Below are 16,780 nucleotides of genomic sequence, written 5' to 3'. Positions count from 1 at the left end.
TTGACAGACTTGAATAGGAGGATTATCGTTGCTTACTAAACATACATGTTCAAATGGAGTCAGAATCGTAGTAGAAAATATACCACATGTCCGCTCTGTTGCAATCGGCGTCTGGATTGGTACCGGTTCTAGAAATGAAGACCATGAAAATAATGGGGTATCCCATTTCCTGGAGCATATGTTCTTTAAGGGGACCAAAACGAAGAATGCAAGAGAAATAGCTGAGGCCTTCGATTCCATTGGTGGACAGGTGAATGCATTTACTTCAAAAGAATATACATGCTATTACGCAAAAGTAATGGATGAACATTCCGATTATGCTCTAGGTGTTCTTGCAGATATGTTCTTCCATTCCATCTTTGATGAGGAAGAGCTGAAAAAAGAAAAAAATGTCGTGTACGAAGAAATTAAAATGTATGAGGATGCTCCAGACGACATAGTCCATGATGTGTTAAGCAGAGCCTCCTATGGAAATCATCCACTTGGCTATCCAATTCTGGGTACAGAAGGTACGTTATCCACTTTTAATGGGGATACATTGCGAAATTATATGAAGGAAACCTATACTCCAGATAATGTAGTTATTTCGGTGGCAGGTAATATTGAAGATTCTTTCATAAAAGAAATCGAAGCGCATTTTGGAAGCTATGAAACTGGATTCTCCAAACGCGACTATGTAAAGCCAGCTTTTGAAACGGGACGCATTGCAAAAAAGAAAACAACTGAACAGGCCCATCTATGCCTTGGATACAATGGCTTACCGATAGGTGACAAAGACATCTACAATCTGATTGTACTGAATAATGTATTGGGCGGGAGCATGAGCAGCCGACTATTCCAGGATGTACGCGAAGAACGTGGACTTGCCTATTCCGTCTATTCCTACCATTCCACCTATCAGGACAACGGGATGCTGACCATTTACGGTGGAACTGGCAACAGTCAATTGGACCTGCTTTTTGAAACGGTCCAGCAGACTCTTGATAAGCTGAAAGCGGATGGAATAACTCAAAAAGAGCTCGTGAACAGTAAAGAACAGATAAAGGGCAGCTTGATGCTGAGCTTAGAAAGTACAAACAGCCGCATGAGCAGAAACGGTAAAAACGAGCTGTTATTGGGCAGACATCGTTCTCTTGATGATATATTGGAACGTATCAATAGCATTACAGAGGAGTCTGTCAACACCCTTGCAAAGAAAATCTTCACGGATGAATATTCTGTCGCGTTGATCAGCCCTGATGGAGAATTGCCAAATTCCCTAAAAGAATAAATATTTCGCCTGCTGGGAAACTAGCAGGTTTTTTTTCGTTAGCTCCTTAATATAGTAGGTATAAGGAGGCGATGCGCATGAGACTGAGTGAAATGAGCGGAAAAGAGATAGTGGATGTAAAACGTGCCGAAAGATTAGGAATCTTGGGACATACTGATTTGGAAATCAACGAAAACACAGGGGAAATCAGATCACTAATCATTCCCTCAGTAAAATGGTTCGGACTGAAGAAAGAGGGAAGCGATATCCGCGTACCCTGGCAGCATATCAAGAAAATTGGAACAGATATGATCATCATTGATATACCGGATGAGGAATAGGGAGAGACCCGGCTTGTTGCCGGGTCTTTTTTTTGAATGTATAAAAGAATCGAGTAGCCCTGGTTCCACAGAGCCCCTTTATCACCCACCCTTACCACAATCCCTCCACCACTATTCAACTTCCCTGCACCTTTATACGCCTATTCAATCACAGAATATCTTTGGATGACATAAGATGTGGAAGTAAGAAAAGTTGAGGTTATTGTTTCAATACTTTCACGAAATAGAAGAAGGTGAACTTATATGCTGACCGGAATGCACATAGCTGTCATTGGCGGTGATGCAAGGCAGCTGGAAGTGATTCGTAAGCTTATTGAGCTGGACGCAAAGCTTTCGCTAGTTGGATTTGATCAATTGGATCACGGCTTTACTGGTGCTTCAAAGGAGCAAATAGATGAAGTGGATTTTTCCACGGTAAGTGCCATTATCCTACCTGTTCCTGGGACGAATTTAGAAGGGCAAGTGGATACCATATTTTCGAACGAGAAGATTATTTTGACGGAAGAACTTGTCAAACAGACTCCGGCCCATTGCACCATCTACTCAGGAATTACCAATAGCTATCTTGATCATCTCGTAACAAGTACCGGAAGGAAGCTGGTGCAATTGTTTGAGCGGGATGACGTCGCTATTTACAATGCGATACCTACCGTCGAAGGAACAATCATGATGGTTATCCAGCACACGGATATTACAATTCATCATTCAAAAGTGGCGGTGCTGGGGCTGGGTAGAGTAGGGATGAGTGTTGCTCGTACGTTTGCAGCTCTTGGCGCAAATGTAAGAGTTGGAGCAAGAAAATCAGAGCATATTGCCCGGATTTTTGAAATGGGATTGGCTCCTTTTTCATTGAAAGATCTGTCCTCCCATGTATCGGATGTGGATGTGGTCATCAACACCATCCCGCATATGATTGTGACTTCAGATGTTATTTCAAAGATGCCTGCACACACATTGATTATCGACCTGGCATCCAAACCGGGTGGAACGGATTTCCGCTATGCAGAAAAAAGAGGAATAAAAGCATTACTGGCACCAGGGCTTCCAGGCATTGTTGCTCCGAAAACAGCGGGTCAGATAGTGGCCAATGTGCTGGCACAGTTACTTAAGGAAGGCATGGATGGGAGAGGGGAGAAATAATATGGATTTAAAAGGTAAACGATTAGGGTTTGGCTTAACCGGTTCACACTGCACATACGATGCAGTGGTGCCTGAATTGAAAAAGTTAGTAGATGCAGGTGCAGATGTCCTTCCAGTCGTTTCATTCACCGTACAGAATACCAATACCCGTTTCGGTGAAGGGGAAGCGTGGATCAAAAGAATAGAGGAAATAACAGGAAACAAAGTGATTGACTCCATTGTAAAAGCAGAGCCACTAGGACCGAAAATTCCATTGGACTGTATGGTCATCGCGCCATTGACCGGGAATTCCATGAGCAAGTTGGCCAACGCCCTGACTGAATCACCAGTACTGATGGCTGCAAAAGCCACACTCCGCAATCATAAGCCGGTTGTACTTGGTATTTCCACCAATGACGCGTTAGGGTTGAATGGGATGAATCTTATGAGACTGATGTCCACAAAGAATATCTATTTCATTCCATTTGGTCAGGATGCTCCGGAAAAGAAACCAAATTCGATGGTTGCCAGAATGGAAATGCTGGTGCCGACAGTACTGCATGCACTTGAAAACAAACAAGTACAGCCCGTCATAGTTGAACGGTACAAAGATGACCTATAGGATGATGCAGGAAGAGAAGAAAAAGTTAAATTTTCTTCTCTTCTTTATTTGAGTAATGTGATAAAATTAAAAATTAAGTATGAATGTTTATACTATTTTATTTGTTATGGAGAGGTGCTTGAATAGATGAAAGGTTATCATGTAGCAGTAGTAGGGGCAACAGGGGCAGTTGGACAACAAATGCTTCATACATTAGAAGAAAGAAACTTTCCGATTGAGAAGCTGACACTATTGTCATCAGAGCGCTCAGCAGGTAAAAAGATCATGTATAAAGGCCAGGAATATACAGTTGAAAAAGCAGAACCGGCGAAATTTGACGGTGTTCAAATAGCATTGTTCAGTGCAGGAGGCGGCGTTTCCAAGGAGTTGGCTCCAGAAGCGGCCAAAAGAGGCGCTATCGTCGTAGACAATACGAGTGCATTCCGTATGGATCCAAATGTGCCGCTTGTTGTGCCTGAAGTGAATAAATCAGATCTGAACGGTCACAATGGGATCATTGCCAACCCCAACTGTTCCACCATCCAGATGGTAGTGGCGCTTGAACCGATCCGTCAGAAATTCGGATTATCAAAAATCATCGTTTCCACCTATCAGGCAGTTTCTGGTGCAGGAGCGGCTGCCATTGAGGAACTTGAGTCCCAATCCCAAGCTATCTTGAACAAAGAGGAATTCACTCCTGGAATACTTCCTGTAAAAGGTGACAAAAAGCATTATCAAATCGCATTCAATGCCATACCGCAGATTGATAAATTTGAAGACAACGGCTTTACATTTGAAGAACTCAAAATGATTAATGAAACAAAGAAAATCATGCATGCACCTGACCTGCAGGTTGCCGCAACTTGTGTACGCTTGCCAGTTGTCACAGGACATTCCGAGTCCGTATATATTGAAATTGAGGACGAAAATGTGAATGTTCAAGATATTAAAGCGCTGCTTCAAAATGCGCCTGGTGTGGTGCTGCAAGACAAACCGGAAGAACAGCTGTACCCGATGCCTGCAAATTGCGTGGGCTTGAATGATGTGTTTGTCGGACGAATCAGAAAAGACCTTGATAACAAAAAAGGTTTCCATTTATGGGTTGTTTCCGATAATCTTCTAAAAGGCGCAGCCTGGAATTCCGTGCAAATTGCAGAAAGCTTAGTTGAACTAGGAATTGTAAAATAAAATTCCCATCAGGAAAGGTCCAGATTAATTCCGACCTTTTCTTTTCTGCTGTAGACACCACCTCTAATCTTGAACAATGACATTTCAATGCATCAGGTACTATTTTGACAGCATGTTTCGTATGTATTATGGATGTTTTAAAACAAAGAGGTGCCATGACATGAAGATAATTGTTCAAAAATTTGGTGGAACGTCTGTAAGAGATGAAAAAAGTAGGGAATATGCTTTCCGGCATATCAAAAAGGCAGTAGGAGAGGGCTTTAAGGTCGTGGTGGTCGTTTCTGCTATGGGACGAAAAGGGGAGCCCTATGCTACAGATACCCTCCTTAGCTTGATTGGAAGTGGAAGTCATTCTGTTTCCAGACGTGAAATAGATAGTTTATTGTCCTGCGGGGAGATTATTTCCGCTGTAGTTTTCAGCAATATGCTCATCAATAAAGGCTTAAAAGCAACATCATTCAATGGCCCGCAGGCTGGATTTCGCACGAATAATGACCATATGAATGCTCGCATTGTTGATATGAAATGTGATCGGCTTTTGGAAGCATTGGATAAACATGATGTCGTGGTGGTTGCAGGGTTCCAGGGAGAGGCAAAAAACGGGGACATCTGCACGATAGGGCGAGGAGGAAGCGATACCTCCGCCGCTGCTCTGGGCTCCGCATTACAAGTTGAGTGGATCGATATTTTCACAGATGTTGAAGGTGTCATGACGGCCGATCCGAGAATTGTAAAGGATGCCCGCCCTTTAACTGTTGTTACGTATAATGAAATTTGCAATATGGCCTATCAAGGTGCAAAGGTCATCCATCCTCGTGCAGTGGAGATAGCCATGCAAGCAAAGATCCCGATTCGTATCCGTTCCACATATTCGGAGTCACCAGGAACCCTTGTGACCACTTTGGATAAGGTAAGCAAAGGGTCAGATGTGAAAGATCGGTTGATCACAGGAATTGCCCATGTTCCGAATGTGACACAAATTAAAGTGTATGCAAAAGAAGGAAATTACGGGATACAGACAGAAGTATTCCGTGCAATGGCAAACGAGCAGATCAGCGTAGATTTTTTCAATATTTCACCTACTAGTGTGGTATATACAGTAACAGACGAAATGAGTGAAAAGGCAATAACCGTACTGAAGAAATTAGGCTATGAGCCAAAAGTGACCCGCCATTGCGCGAAGGTTGCCACTGTAGGAGCAGGTATGTCAGGAGTGCCTGGTGTGACCGCGAAGATAGTTACGGCCTTATCGGAACTTGGTATTCAGATTCTTCAATCGGCGGATAGCCATACGACCATTTGGGTCCTTGTCAGACAGGATGATATGATTCAGGCAGTGAACGCCTTGCACAAAGCTTTTAATCTGGCAAAAAAACAACTAACCATTCGACAAGCAGTAGTTGATGAAGGAGAGATTCAAGTACATGATTAACTTTGGAAAAGTTTTAACAGCTATGGTGACACCATTTGATAACAACGGAAATATAGATTTTGAGAAGACGACGCTTCTAGTGAACCATTTGATCAAAAATGGAACGGATGCATTGGTTGTTGCAGGTACCACCGGAGAATCACCGACTCTATCAACAGAAGAGAAGCTGGCATTGTTCAGTCATGTTGTAGAAGTCGCAGCTGGACGTATTCCCGTAATAGCCGGGACAGGAAGTAACAATACTAGAGCATCAATCGATCTTTCCAATAAGGCGGAAGAAATCGGTGTGGATGCGATCATGCTTGTGGCACCATACTATAATAAACCTACTCAAGAGGGCATGTATCAGCATTTTAAAGCAATCGCTGCAGAAACTGTCCTACCTGTGATGCTTTACAATGTCCCAGGCCGAACTGTCGCCAACATGAGTGTAGACACTACTGTCCGATTAGCTGAAATAGAAAATATCGTGGCGGTGAAAGAAGCAAGCGGCAATTTGGATGCCATGACTGAAATAATCGCGAATACACCTGATGACTTCTTGCTATACAGCGGGGATGATGGACTTACATTGCCAGTTCTGTCTGTTGGTGGCAACGGAGTGGTCTCGGTTGCTTCCCATGTCATAGGCAACGAAATGCAGGAAATGATTCAAGCTTTTGAGGATGGGGAACACGCGAAAGCTGCAAAACTCCATCAAACATTGCTGCCTATCATGAAAGGTATGTTCAGCGCACCAAGCCCAACACCTGTCAAAACAGCCTTGCAGCTTAAAGGCATGGATGTCGGAGGGGTAAGGCTTCCGTTAGTGCCACTTTCCCAAGAAGAAAGAGAAACGCTGACTGCCCTTTTAAATACAATATAAACTTAAAAATAAAGACCAGGGTTCTCTTAAAAGAGACTTTGGTCTTTTTTGATTTTTCTGGATTGTGTGATATTCATAATATTTCTTGTATTCCAATTCTTGCATACGTTATAATATTGTCAAATGACTGAGCGGAAATTCTTTTAGCTAAATAGGCTAAGTAAAGTTTCAATTCTAAACAGCATAAAAAGAAGAAGCATATTTGTCATCCAATTTTTACATACATATAGGAGGGAAGACTGTGAGTACAGCAAAGACAGAGAAGCTAAGAGTATTTTCCCTTGGAGGCGTTGGAGAAATCGGGAAAAACATGTACGTGCTTGAAATCGATGAGTACATATATGTGATAGACGCAGGTGTGATGATTCCGGAGGATGGGATGCTTGGGATTGATATGGTGATTCCCGATGTATCTTATCTGGTTGAAAATAAAGATAGAATACAAGGCATATTCTTGACACATGGGCATGAAGAGCATATTGGAGCTTTAGCCTATATCCTCAGAAAATTAAGAATACCAGTATTTGGGACGAAATTGACCTTGGCCCTTGCAGAAGAGCTTGTTAAAGGCGAGGGGCTTTCAGGACAAGTCACCTTCCATGAAATTAACGGGGACACCGTTCTGGATCTTCCAAAAACGGAAGTCACCTTTTTCCGCACCAATCATAGCATCCCAGATTCAGTGGGAATCTGCTTCCGTACATCCCAGGGGGCAATTGTACATACAGGTGATTTTAAATTTGATCAATCCCAATTGGCTGAAACTGCTGATATTGGAAAAATGGCAAAAATCGGGAACGATGGAGTCTTATGTGTACTCTCCGACTGCATGAATGCAGAAAAGCCGGGATACACCATTTCAGAAGGGATTGTAAAACAGGAAATCGCGGATGTGGTATACAATGCAAGGGGCAGAGTGTTTGCAGCCTGCCTGGCAACTAATCTTGCCAGAATACAGCAAATCGTCCAGGCAACTCTAGAAAGCAAACGAAAGCTGGTTATCGTATCTCACCCAACCAATAAAATTTTGGATATTGCAATGAAGCTTGGCTATTTGGAAATACCGGAGGAAATAATCATTCCAGTTAACGAGATGGGCAATACGGATGAGGAGAGAATAGTCGTCCTTACCATCGGCACCCATTCGCAGCTGATGACGTCCTTGCTGAAAATGGCGAAAGGTACTCATAAGCACGTACAGATTCAGGAACATGATGTGGTGATGATTGCGGCTTCCCCATCCCGGGCACAGAACTTACAGTGGCCAAGGCTATTGATAAAATCTATCGCGCAGGGGCAATGGTGATTTATGGGCAAAAGAAGATTCACGTTTCCGGTCATGGCTGCCAGGAAGAATTAAAACTAATGCTGAATCTACTAAAGCCGAAGTTCGTCATACCAATACAAGGTGAATATAAAAGGCAGATGGCACTTTCCAAAGTGGCAAAAAGTGTCGGCATAAAGGATAATTCGATCTTCCTTCTTGAAAAGGGGGAGGTCATGGAGTTCAATCGCGAAGAAGCGAAATATGGAGGGAAAGTGTTTGCAGGCAATGTCCTGATAGATGGTTTAGGTGTTGGGGATATAGGTAATATCGTCCTTCGAGACCGACGTCTTCTATCACAGGATGGCATCATGATCGTGGTGGTTTCTATAAACAGAGGTCAGAAAACTATTGTTGCAGGACCTGAAATCATCTCAAGAGGCTTTGTCTATGTACGCGAGTCTGAGCAGCTGCTGGAAAAAGCGAACGAGATCGTTACAGGAATCCTTGATCAGGCAGTAAAAGAGCATGTGATGGAATGGTCGAGTCTGAAGCTGAAAATCAGGGAATCCCTGAACCAGCACCTTTATGAGAAAACAAGAAGAAGACCAATGATATTGCCTATCATCATGGAAGTGTAAATGAATAGATCAAGCCGTTAGGGAACTGCTTCCCTTACGGCTTTTTTCTTATTTTATGGATAATGCAAAGAATGAAATTGGTCTTTGGGTTAATACTAGAATAGATTAGTTTTTCCTAACTGATAGACGAAAGGAGCAATAAGCATGACGGAATTTACATACCAGTCTTCAGGGGAGCCGCCGCAGGAACCCAATAAACAGGATGCCGGGAAGGATTCTTTAGTAAATAAAATTCAACAGCTTGGCCAAACAAATGTGCCACAGATGCCTGCAGATTCAAAAATTCATTGTTTGACAATCGTGGGACAGATCGAAGGGCATGTCCAATTGCCGCCTCAGAATAAGACAACGAAATATGAGCATGTCATCCCACAGATCGTTGCCATTGAACAGAACCCTAATATAGAAGGCCTATTGGTCATTCTGAACACTGTAGGGGGGGATGTGGAAGCTGGTCTTGCAATATCGGAAATGCTGGCATCCCTGTCTAAACCGACCGTGTCTCTCGTTTTGGGTGGTGGCCATTCCATCGGTGTACCGATTGCAGTGTCCTGCGACTATTCCTTTATTGCTGAAACGGCAACCATGACCATTCACCCGGTACGTCTGACAGGTCTTGTAATAGGAGTTCCTCAGACATTTGAGTATTTGGACAAGATGCAGGATCGAGTCATCAACTTTGTGACAAAAAACTCCAATGTCACTGAAGAGAAATTCAAGGAGTTGATGCTTTCCAAAGGGAACTTGACCAGGGATATAGGGACCAATGTTGTTGGGTCTGATGCCGTGGAATACGGGCTGATTGATAGGGTGGGTGGTGTCGGAGAGGCAATAAAGAAACTTAATGAGCTTGTCGAAGCACGCCAGGAACATTCGGAAGGGAAGTTGCTTCAATGATTTTGTATACGACCATGCCGCAGGAGATCATTTTTCCTGCCGACATCAGCGAATATGAAAAGCAGCGTGTTGTTGCCTATAATGGAATCTCACTGGTTGTTCAACAGACGGAAATGAATGCTTATCAGATTGTACGAAATCTCAGTACAGATCCGGCTCATTACCTGAATAGTGATTATGCACCTGGTCAAACCATTTACCTAGGTCCATAATACAAAAAGCTCGGTAAAGGATGATATTTTCGGTAAACTACCTTTCAAGAAGAATGGCTTATGATATAATACAAGCATCAGAGGAAAAAGCAGCCATTTTTGTTGGCTGCTTTCTTCTTCTCATTATGGTATTAGATAGGTGAATAAAATGTCAAAGCGGAAAAAAAGACCGAGTAAAAATCGAAATGAATGGAAAAGAACGGTCACCTTTGAGGTGATGGGCCTGTTGATGCTTGCCGTAACATGTATTGCCATAGCCAAGCTGGGTATGGTAGGGCATGCCTTTGTTTTGGTATTCCGCTTCTTTAGCGGTGAATGGTATATGCTCATGCTGCTCGGCTTGTTTATTCTATCAGGATATATAATCTGGAAGCGAGATATGCCTTCCTTTTTCACAAGGCAGTTGGTAGGTATTTATGTCATTATCATGTCGGTACTCCTATTGAGTCACGTCTCTTTATTCAAAATGTTATCCAGAGGCGGGACATTTGCAGATCCTTCTGTTATTGCAAATACTTGGGAACTATTCTGGTTTGAAGTGAATGGGGAAACCAGTACAACCGATTTGGGCGGAGGCATGATCGGAGCAGTTCTCTTTGCCCTATTTCACCTTCTATTTGACGCAAAAGGTGCACAGTGGATAGCAACAATCTTTATTGTGATCGGGATTATCCTGGTTACAGGCAAATCATTGAACGATACAGTCATCAAAGTGGCAGTGGGACTTTTTACTTTTATAAAAGAACAGTGGTTGGCCTTTACAGAAGATATGAAGGTGTGGAGAACGGACAGCAAGAAGCGCAAAAAAGATAAACAATCGGTAAAAGCTCAAAAGGATCCGGAAGTGAAAAATAATACCGTAAAAGAAGAAGTGGTAGTAACCGAGGAGCATGGAGACGAAGTCATTGCCCCACCGATCATTTCCTCCTTCAATGACCGATCTGATCATATGCAAAAAGGGGAAGGTACAAAGAAAGCGAAGTCCCCTGCTGAAAGTAAGTCTGAAGTGGAACCAGAGGAGGAACTGGATGTTACTATAGCAGCTCCAATGGCCTTCACGGAAGTGGAGAACAAGGAATATCAGCTACCTTCCTTGGATTTATTGAACGAACCAATTACCAATCATCAGACTACGGAGCATGAAAACATCTATCAGAACGCCCGTAAGCTTGAAAAAACCTTTGCTAGCTTCGGTGTAAAGGCGAAGGTCACAAAAGTCCATTTGGGACCTGCAGTTACCAAATACGAAGTGTACCCTGATGTGGGGGTGAAAGTCAGCAAGATTGTGAATCTAAGTGACGATCTGGCACTGGCGTTGGCCGCAAAGGATATTCGTATAGAAGCCCCAATCCCTGGAAAGTCGGCTATTGGAATTGAAGTGCCTAATAACGAAGTGGCCATGGTCTCACTTCGGGAGGTATTGGATACAAAGCAGGCCGAAAAGCCGGATGCAAAGCTGCTTATCGGGCTAGGGAGAGATATCTCCGGGGATGCTGTGGTAGCGGAATTGAACAAAATGCCGCATCTACTTGTTGCTGGTGCGACCGGAAGCGGAAAAAGTGTCTGTATAAATGGCATCATTACAAGTATTCTCGTACGAGCGAAGCCGCATGAAGTGAAAATGATGATGATCGACCCTAAAATGGTGGAACTAAACATGTATAATGGTGTACCCCATTTGCTTGCGCCAGTAGTGACAGATCCCAAAAAAGCATCACAGGCCCTGAAAAAGGTCGTAAATGAAATGGAACGAAGATATGAATTGTTTTCCCATACTGGTACGAGAAATATCGAAGGTTACAACGATTATATCAAGAGACATAACCAGGATGAAGAGGCGAAGCAGCCTTCCCTTCCATATATCGTCGTTATAGTGGACGAGTTAGCCGATCTGATGATGGTTGCCTCCTCCGATGTGGAGGATTGTATCACAAGGCTTGCACAAATGGCCCGTGCTGCAGGGATTCACCTGATCATTGCAACTCAGAGACCATCCGTTGATGTCATTACAGGGGTCATCAAGGCGAACATTCCTTCCAGAATCGCCTTCAGCGTATCTTCTCAGACAGACTCCAGGACCATTCTAGATATGGGTGGAGCAGAAAAGCTGTTGGGACGCGGTGATATGTTATTCCTTCCAGTAGGTGCATCCAAGCCTGTCAGGGTGCAAGGTGCCTTCCTGTCGGATGAGGAAGTGGAACGTATAGTAGACTTTGTCATTGACCAACAAAAGGCACAGTACCAAGAGGAGATGATTCCTCAGGATATCAATGAAGAAGTGGAAGAAGTGGAAGATGATTTGTATGATGATGCCGTTCAGCTTGTCCTCGAGATGCAAACTGCTTCGGTATCGATGCTCCAAAGACGCTTCAGGATTGGATATACAAGAGCGGCACGCCTTATTGATGCGATGGAAGTCAGAGGGGTTGTTGGCCCTTATGAAGGCAGTAAGCCAAGGACCGTCTTAATGTCCAATTCCCACAGCGAAGACGTAGGATCATAAGATTGGAGGATAACAGTTTTCTGTTATCCTCTTAATTTTATGCTGTTTTCTCATTCATTGCTGTTATAAAGATAAAATGTAACTATTAAATGTTGCCCGTTGATTGCAGCGAGGGATACAAGATTCCCCGGGGACGGATGGAAGCCTCCTCGGCTTCGCCTGTGGGGTCTCCCATGCCCTCTACCTTCCCGCAGGAGTCAAGTGTCCTCCGCTACAATCAACTCAGTTTTTTACATTGTTTGCTCTACTGAAGAAAAAAATTAGCCAATGCCAATTCTCAAACTTTAGAGAAGCAAATTTTATACTATGATTCACCCCTGTTGGTTGGAGTGCAAGGCGTGAGACTCCTTGAAAATGCAAGCATTTTCTGCGTGCGATGTATCGCTGCCGGAGCCTTCCTTGTCCTGCGGGAGTAGCGTGTCAAGGGAGACCCCGCAGGCGCAAAAGCGCCGAGGAGGCTCCCGAGGCCTTCCTGGATAAGCGAACGCCTGGAACGGAGACCAACAGGGTGTTTAATATGAACATCTTATCTTTAGTCTAGCTCTATGCTTAAAGAAACAATTTTGATTAAAAGAGACTAATTTTATTATCAAAAACTTTATTTTCTATTTATTTTACGGGAGAAAAGTGTTATATTATTTTGGATAAAAGGGCATAGACAATTTGTTTTGTAAACGGTTAATGGGGGAAGAATTATGTCAATTCGGTCAGACAGTAGGCATTTATACTTACTAGTGGTAGATAAATTAAAACAGGATATCGAGGATAAAATATATAAGGAAAAAGAAAAGCTGCCTTCAGAATTCGAGCTGTCACGCAGATTAGGTGTCAGCCGCGCGACTCTCAGGGAAGCCCTTCGAGTTCTGGAAGAGGAGAATATCGTTATCCGACGTCATGGAGTGGGGACTTTTGTCAATTCCAAGCCGGTTTTCTCTTCAGGCATTGAGCAATTGAACAGTGTGACGGAAATGATCTCACAAGCCGGCATGAAAGCGGGTACGATTTTCCTGACGTCCACCATTGAAAGCCCAACGGAAGAGGACATCAAGAAATTCGACGATCCTTCCATGGAGGAGCTTTTGCATTTTGAAAGGGTAAGAACAGCGAACGACCTGCCAGTCGTTTACTGTATCGATAAAATTCCGACAACGATAGTGGAAGACTACCAATCTTACAAAAATGAGTCATTGCTTGAGCTATTGGAAAAAGTTGCGGGCAGAACCGTCTCCTATGCAGTTGCCCACATTGAACCATTAGGCTACCATGATAAAATCTCTCCTATTCTCGAGTGTGAACCGGAGACAGCTTTGTTGGTGCTAAAACAGATGCACTACGATCAAAACGATGAACCGATTCTCTATTCCTTGAATTATTTCAGAGCGGATAAATTCAGTTTCCACGTCCTAAGGAAACGTCCATAATCACCACACACAAAGTGACTTCCAAAATGGGGGTCATTTTTCTTTTTTAAAGATCGGTAAACGAAGAGTTTTGAATATAGCGAAACGCTAGCTGATGATTGGAGCAAAAAGGCGGAGACTCCAGCATCGCCCCGCGGGAAGCGCAGCCTTTTGCGGAAATCATTTGCGGTCTTTTAACACGATTTTTCATAAATAAACCCCATAATAATATTATGTAAACAAAATGCACAAAAACCTCTCACTAAAACTTGTAATACTTTCTAATAAACCTTTATATTGGAACTAAGACTAATTTTCATGAAATAATGAAAGAATAGTACTGACTTGTTTGAAATAGTAATGAATACTATGCGAAAAATTGAAAGCCTGCCTTTAAAGTGTAAAGTAAAGATGAAAAATTATTATACAATCTAAGGAGGAGATATCTTGAAGCTGATCGATGAACGAACATTTTCCCTCAATGGGGTGAAAGTTCATAATGTATCAACAGATAAATTTAAAACAAATACGCTAGTCCTTAAATTGATGGCACCACTTTCCGAGGAGGATGTCACCCTAAGAGCGCTTCTTCCTTATGTGCTTCAAAATGGCACAAAATCCCATCCCAAGTCTTCGCATTTCCGTGCATATCTAGATGAGCTTTACGGTGCAAGCCTGGCGGTGGATCTAAGTAAAAAAGGGGAGTCACACATCATCACTTTTCGTTTGGAAATTGCGAATGAAAAGTTCCTTAAGGATACTACTCCTCTGTTGGAAAAAGGCATTCAGCTTCTTAGTGAGGTTCTCCTCCAGCCGGTTGTTGAAGGCGATTCCTTCGCTCAAGCCACTGTAGAAAAAGAAAAAAGAGCCTTAAAACAAAGAATACAATCTGTTTATGACGATAAGATGAGATACGCAAGCCAAAGGTTGATAGAAGAAATGTGCAGTGATGAGCCGTATCGCCTACAAGCAAATGGCCAGAGCGAACAGGTGGATGGTATAACAGCTAAATCCCTTTTTGAGTATTACCAACAGATGCTAAAAAACGATGATATCCATCTATATGTAGTCGGAGATATTGAAGAATCGGAAGTAAAGGCTTTTGTTGAGAAATATTTCACCATCGAGGATCAAGGAGAAAAAAAATCTTCTGCAATTACCGAGCATCCAAAGCTTTCCAAAGAGCCGAATGAAGTGGTGGAACGCCAAGATGTGAAACAAGGAAAGCTTAATATGGGCTATCGGACAAATGTAACGTTCAATGATGACCTATACTATGCCCTGCAAGTCTTCAATGGAATATTCGGAGGATTTTCCCACTCCAAGCTATTCATAAATGTGAGGGAAAAAGAAAGCCTGGCATACTATGCTGCTTCAAGGGTAGAAAGCCATAAAGGGTTGCTGCTTGTCATGTCCGGTATTGATTTCTCCAATTATGATAAAGCGGTTAACATTATTCATAAGCAAGTGGAAGCGATGAGGCAAGGGGAATATACCGATGCAGAAATCGCACAGACAAAAGCTGTCATTAAAAATCAGGTGCTTGAGACCATTGATACTGCACGTGGATTAATCGAGATTCTCTATAATAATGAAGTAGCGGAAGCTGATAAACCGGTAGACCTTTTCCTCGAAGGGATCGAAAAGGTCACCAAGGAAGAGATTCAGCAGGTTGCGAAGCAGGTCGAACTGGATACAATCTACTTTTTAACGGGAAAGGAGGCAGAATAAATGGAGAAAATAGAATTCAGCCAACTGGCAGAAACCCTATATCATGAAACCTTGGATAATGGACTTCAGGTTTATCTATTGCCTAAAGATGGCTTCCACAAAACCTATGCCACCTTTACAACCAAGTATGGTTCAATCGACAATCAGTTCATTCCTATTGATGGAGACGAGTACTTGCATGTACCTGATGGAATCGCACACTTTCTCGAGCACAAGCTGTTTGAAAAAGAGGACGGAGATGTGTTCCAGGATTTCAGTAAGCAGGGTGCATCGGCTAATGCCTTCACTTCCTTTACCAGAACAGCCTATCTATTCTCCAGTACATCAAATGTCGAAAAAAATCTGGAAACATTGATGGACTTTGTTCAGAGTCCATACTTTACGGAAAAAACAGTGGAGAAGGAAAAGGGGATCATCGGACAGGAAATCACCATGTATGAGGATAACGCAGACTGGCGTGCTTACTTCGGCTTGATAGAAAGCATGTTTCATCATCATCCAGTGAAGATTGACATTGCCGGTACAAAGGAATCCATTGCAAAAATCACGAAGGATTTGCTGTATACATGCTATGAAACGTTCTATCATCCAAGTAATATGCTGTTATTTGTTGTCGGACCAATGGATACGGAAAAAATGATGCAATTTATAAAAGAAAATCAAAGCAAGAAAACATTCAAGGAGCCAAAGGAGATAAAAAGGCATTTTGAAGAGGAACCGACCACCGTACACGAGGCGAAGAAAGTGCTGAAGATGAATGTTCATACCTCAAAAAGCTTGCTTGGAGTCAAAGAGTCGACTCCCGACAAACAAGGTAAAGAGCTTCTGAAGCACGAACTAACTGTCAATGTGCTATTGGATCTTCTTTTTGGAAAAAGTTCCGATCACTATCAAAAGCTTTACGACGACGGTCTTATCGACGAAACGTTCGCCTATGACTATACAGGAGAAAATGGATTTGGTTTTGCCATGCTTGGCGGAGATACAGCCCATCCGGATAAGCTTGCTGAAAAGCTGAAAGAGATTCTGCTATCCCTGGATCCTTCCACCATTAAAGAGGATGAATTGGAACGGATAAAGAAAAAGAAAATTGGATCCTTCCTGCGGGCATTAAATTCACCAGAGTTCATTGCCAACCAGTTCACAAGGTATGCATTCAATGAAATGGATCTATTCGAGGTAATCCCTCAGTTGGAAAAAATCACATTACAGGATCTCTCTGACGTGGCGAAAGCCCTAATTAAAGAGGAGGCTTTCACCGTTTGTCAGGTAGTACCGAAATAAAACCGGTCGACTCAACTGTGCGAAAGTATAGTTGAGTCGACTTCTTTCCTTTT

At 42.8% G+C, this 16,780-nt stretch carries 14 protein-coding genes and 1 pseudogene; 14 read left to right on the top strand and 1 reads right to left on the bottom strand.

The window, feature by feature from the left end:
• Positions 1-28 precede the first annotated feature (28 nt).
• The 12 genes and pseudogenes from ABN702_RS09945 to ABN702_RS09890 all read left to right on the top strand — a co-directional run bounded on the left by ABN702_RS09945 (position 29) and on the right by ABN702_RS09890 (position 13,733).
• Positions 29-1,270: a M16 family metallopeptidase gene (locus ABN702_RS09945; protein WP_417900518.1), complete on the top strand. Its 1,242-nt coding sequence runs from the start codon at positions 29-31 to the stop codon at positions 1,268-1,270.
• A gap of 77 nt (positions 1,271-1,347) precedes the next feature.
• Entirely contained in the window at positions 1,348-1,590 is a 243-nt protein-coding gene (locus tag ABN702_RS09940) for a YlmC/YmxH family sporulation protein (protein WP_417900517.1), read from the top strand.
• Positions 1,591-1,833: 243 nt separating this feature from the next.
• Entirely contained in the window at positions 1,834-2,730 is an 897-nt protein-coding gene (gene dpaA, locus ABN702_RS09935; protein WP_417900516.1) for a dipicolinic acid synthetase subunit A, read from the top strand.
• Position 2,731: 1 nt separating this feature from the next.
• Positions 2,732-3,331: a dipicolinate synthase subunit B gene (locus tag ABN702_RS09930; protein WP_386637421.1), complete on the top strand. Its 600-nt coding sequence runs from the start codon at positions 2,732-2,734 to the stop codon at positions 3,329-3,331.
• A 126-nt stretch (positions 3,332-3,457) separates the two neighbouring features.
• Complete coding sequence (asd, locus tag ABN702_RS09925; RefSeq protein ID WP_417900515.1) at positions 3,458-4,498, top strand: aspartate-semialdehyde dehydrogenase; 1,041 nt, start codon at positions 3,458-3,460, stop codon at positions 4,496-4,498.
• Positions 4,499-4,658: 160 nt separating this feature from the next.
• Positions 4,659-5,930, top strand: coding sequence for an aspartate kinase (dapG, locus tag ABN702_RS09920; protein ID WP_417900514.1), 1,272 nt, complete (start codon positions 4,659-4,661; stop codon positions 5,928-5,930).
• The gene (gene dapA, locus ABN702_RS09915; protein WP_417900513.1) at positions 5,923-6,795 is read left to right on the top strand and encodes a 4-hydroxy-tetrahydrodipicolinate synthase; all 873 of its coding nucleotides are present in this window, start codon (positions 5,923-5,925) and stop codon (positions 6,793-6,795) included. Before dapG ends, dapA begins: the two co-directional genes overlap by 8 nt.
• Before the next feature lie 241 nt (positions 6,796-7,036).
• A pseudogene (locus ABN702_RS09910) lies at positions 7,037-8,700 on the top strand (ribonuclease J).
• Between the two features lie 144 nt (positions 8,701-8,844).
• Positions 8,845-9,597 (top strand): ClpP family protease, encoded by a 753-nt coding sequence (locus tag ABN702_RS09905; protein ID WP_417900512.1) that lies wholly within the window; start codon positions 8,845-8,847, stop codon positions 9,595-9,597.
• A complete protein-coding gene (locus ABN702_RS09900) occupies positions 9,594-9,809 on the top strand; it encodes a YlzJ-like family protein (RefSeq protein ID WP_417900511.1) in 216 nt (71 codons plus the stop codon). The genes ABN702_RS09905 and ABN702_RS09900 overlap by 4 nt, the downstream gene beginning before the upstream one ends.
• Positions 9,810-9,957: 148 nt before the next feature.
• Positions 9,958-12,312: a DNA translocase FtsK gene (locus ABN702_RS09895; RefSeq protein WP_417900510.1), complete on the top strand. Its 2,355-nt coding sequence runs from the start codon at positions 9,958-9,960 to the stop codon at positions 12,310-12,312.
• Positions 12,313-13,007: 695 nt separating this feature from the next.
• On the top strand, positions 13,008-13,733 hold the full coding sequence (locus ABN702_RS09890) for a GntR family transcriptional regulator (protein WP_386637406.1): 726 nt from the start codon (positions 13,008-13,010) through the stop codon (positions 13,731-13,733).
• Positions 13,734-13,779: 46 nt separating this feature from the next.
• Here the strand turns inward: ABN702_RS09890 and ABN702_RS09885 are convergent, their stop codons facing one another.
• Complete coding sequence (locus tag ABN702_RS09885) at positions 13,780-13,923, bottom strand: hypothetical protein (RefSeq protein WP_417900509.1); 144 nt, start codon at positions 13,921-13,923, stop codon at positions 13,780-13,782.
• Between the two features lie 242 nt (positions 13,924-14,165).
• Between ABN702_RS09885 and yfmF the strand changes: the two genes are divergently transcribed.
• On the top strand, positions 14,166-15,443 hold the full coding sequence (gene yfmF, locus ABN702_RS09880; protein ID WP_417900873.1) for an EF-P 5-aminopentanol modification-associated protein YfmF: 1,278 nt from the start codon (positions 14,166-14,168) through the stop codon (positions 15,441-15,443).
• On the top strand, positions 15,444-16,727 hold the full coding sequence (yfmH, locus tag ABN702_RS09875) for an EF-P 5-aminopentanol modification-associated protein YfmH (protein ID WP_417900508.1): 1,284 nt from the start codon (positions 15,444-15,446) through the stop codon (positions 16,725-16,727).
• Positions 16,728-16,780 lie beyond the last annotated feature (53 nt).

This window comes from Bacillus haimaensis (assembly GCF_048270625.1).
In the GTDB taxonomy this organism is placed as follows: domain Bacteria; phylum Bacillota; class Bacilli; order Bacillales; family Bacillaceae_I; genus Sutcliffiella_A; species Sutcliffiella_A haimaensis.
This window is presented reverse-complemented; position numbering and strand designations above follow the sequence as displayed.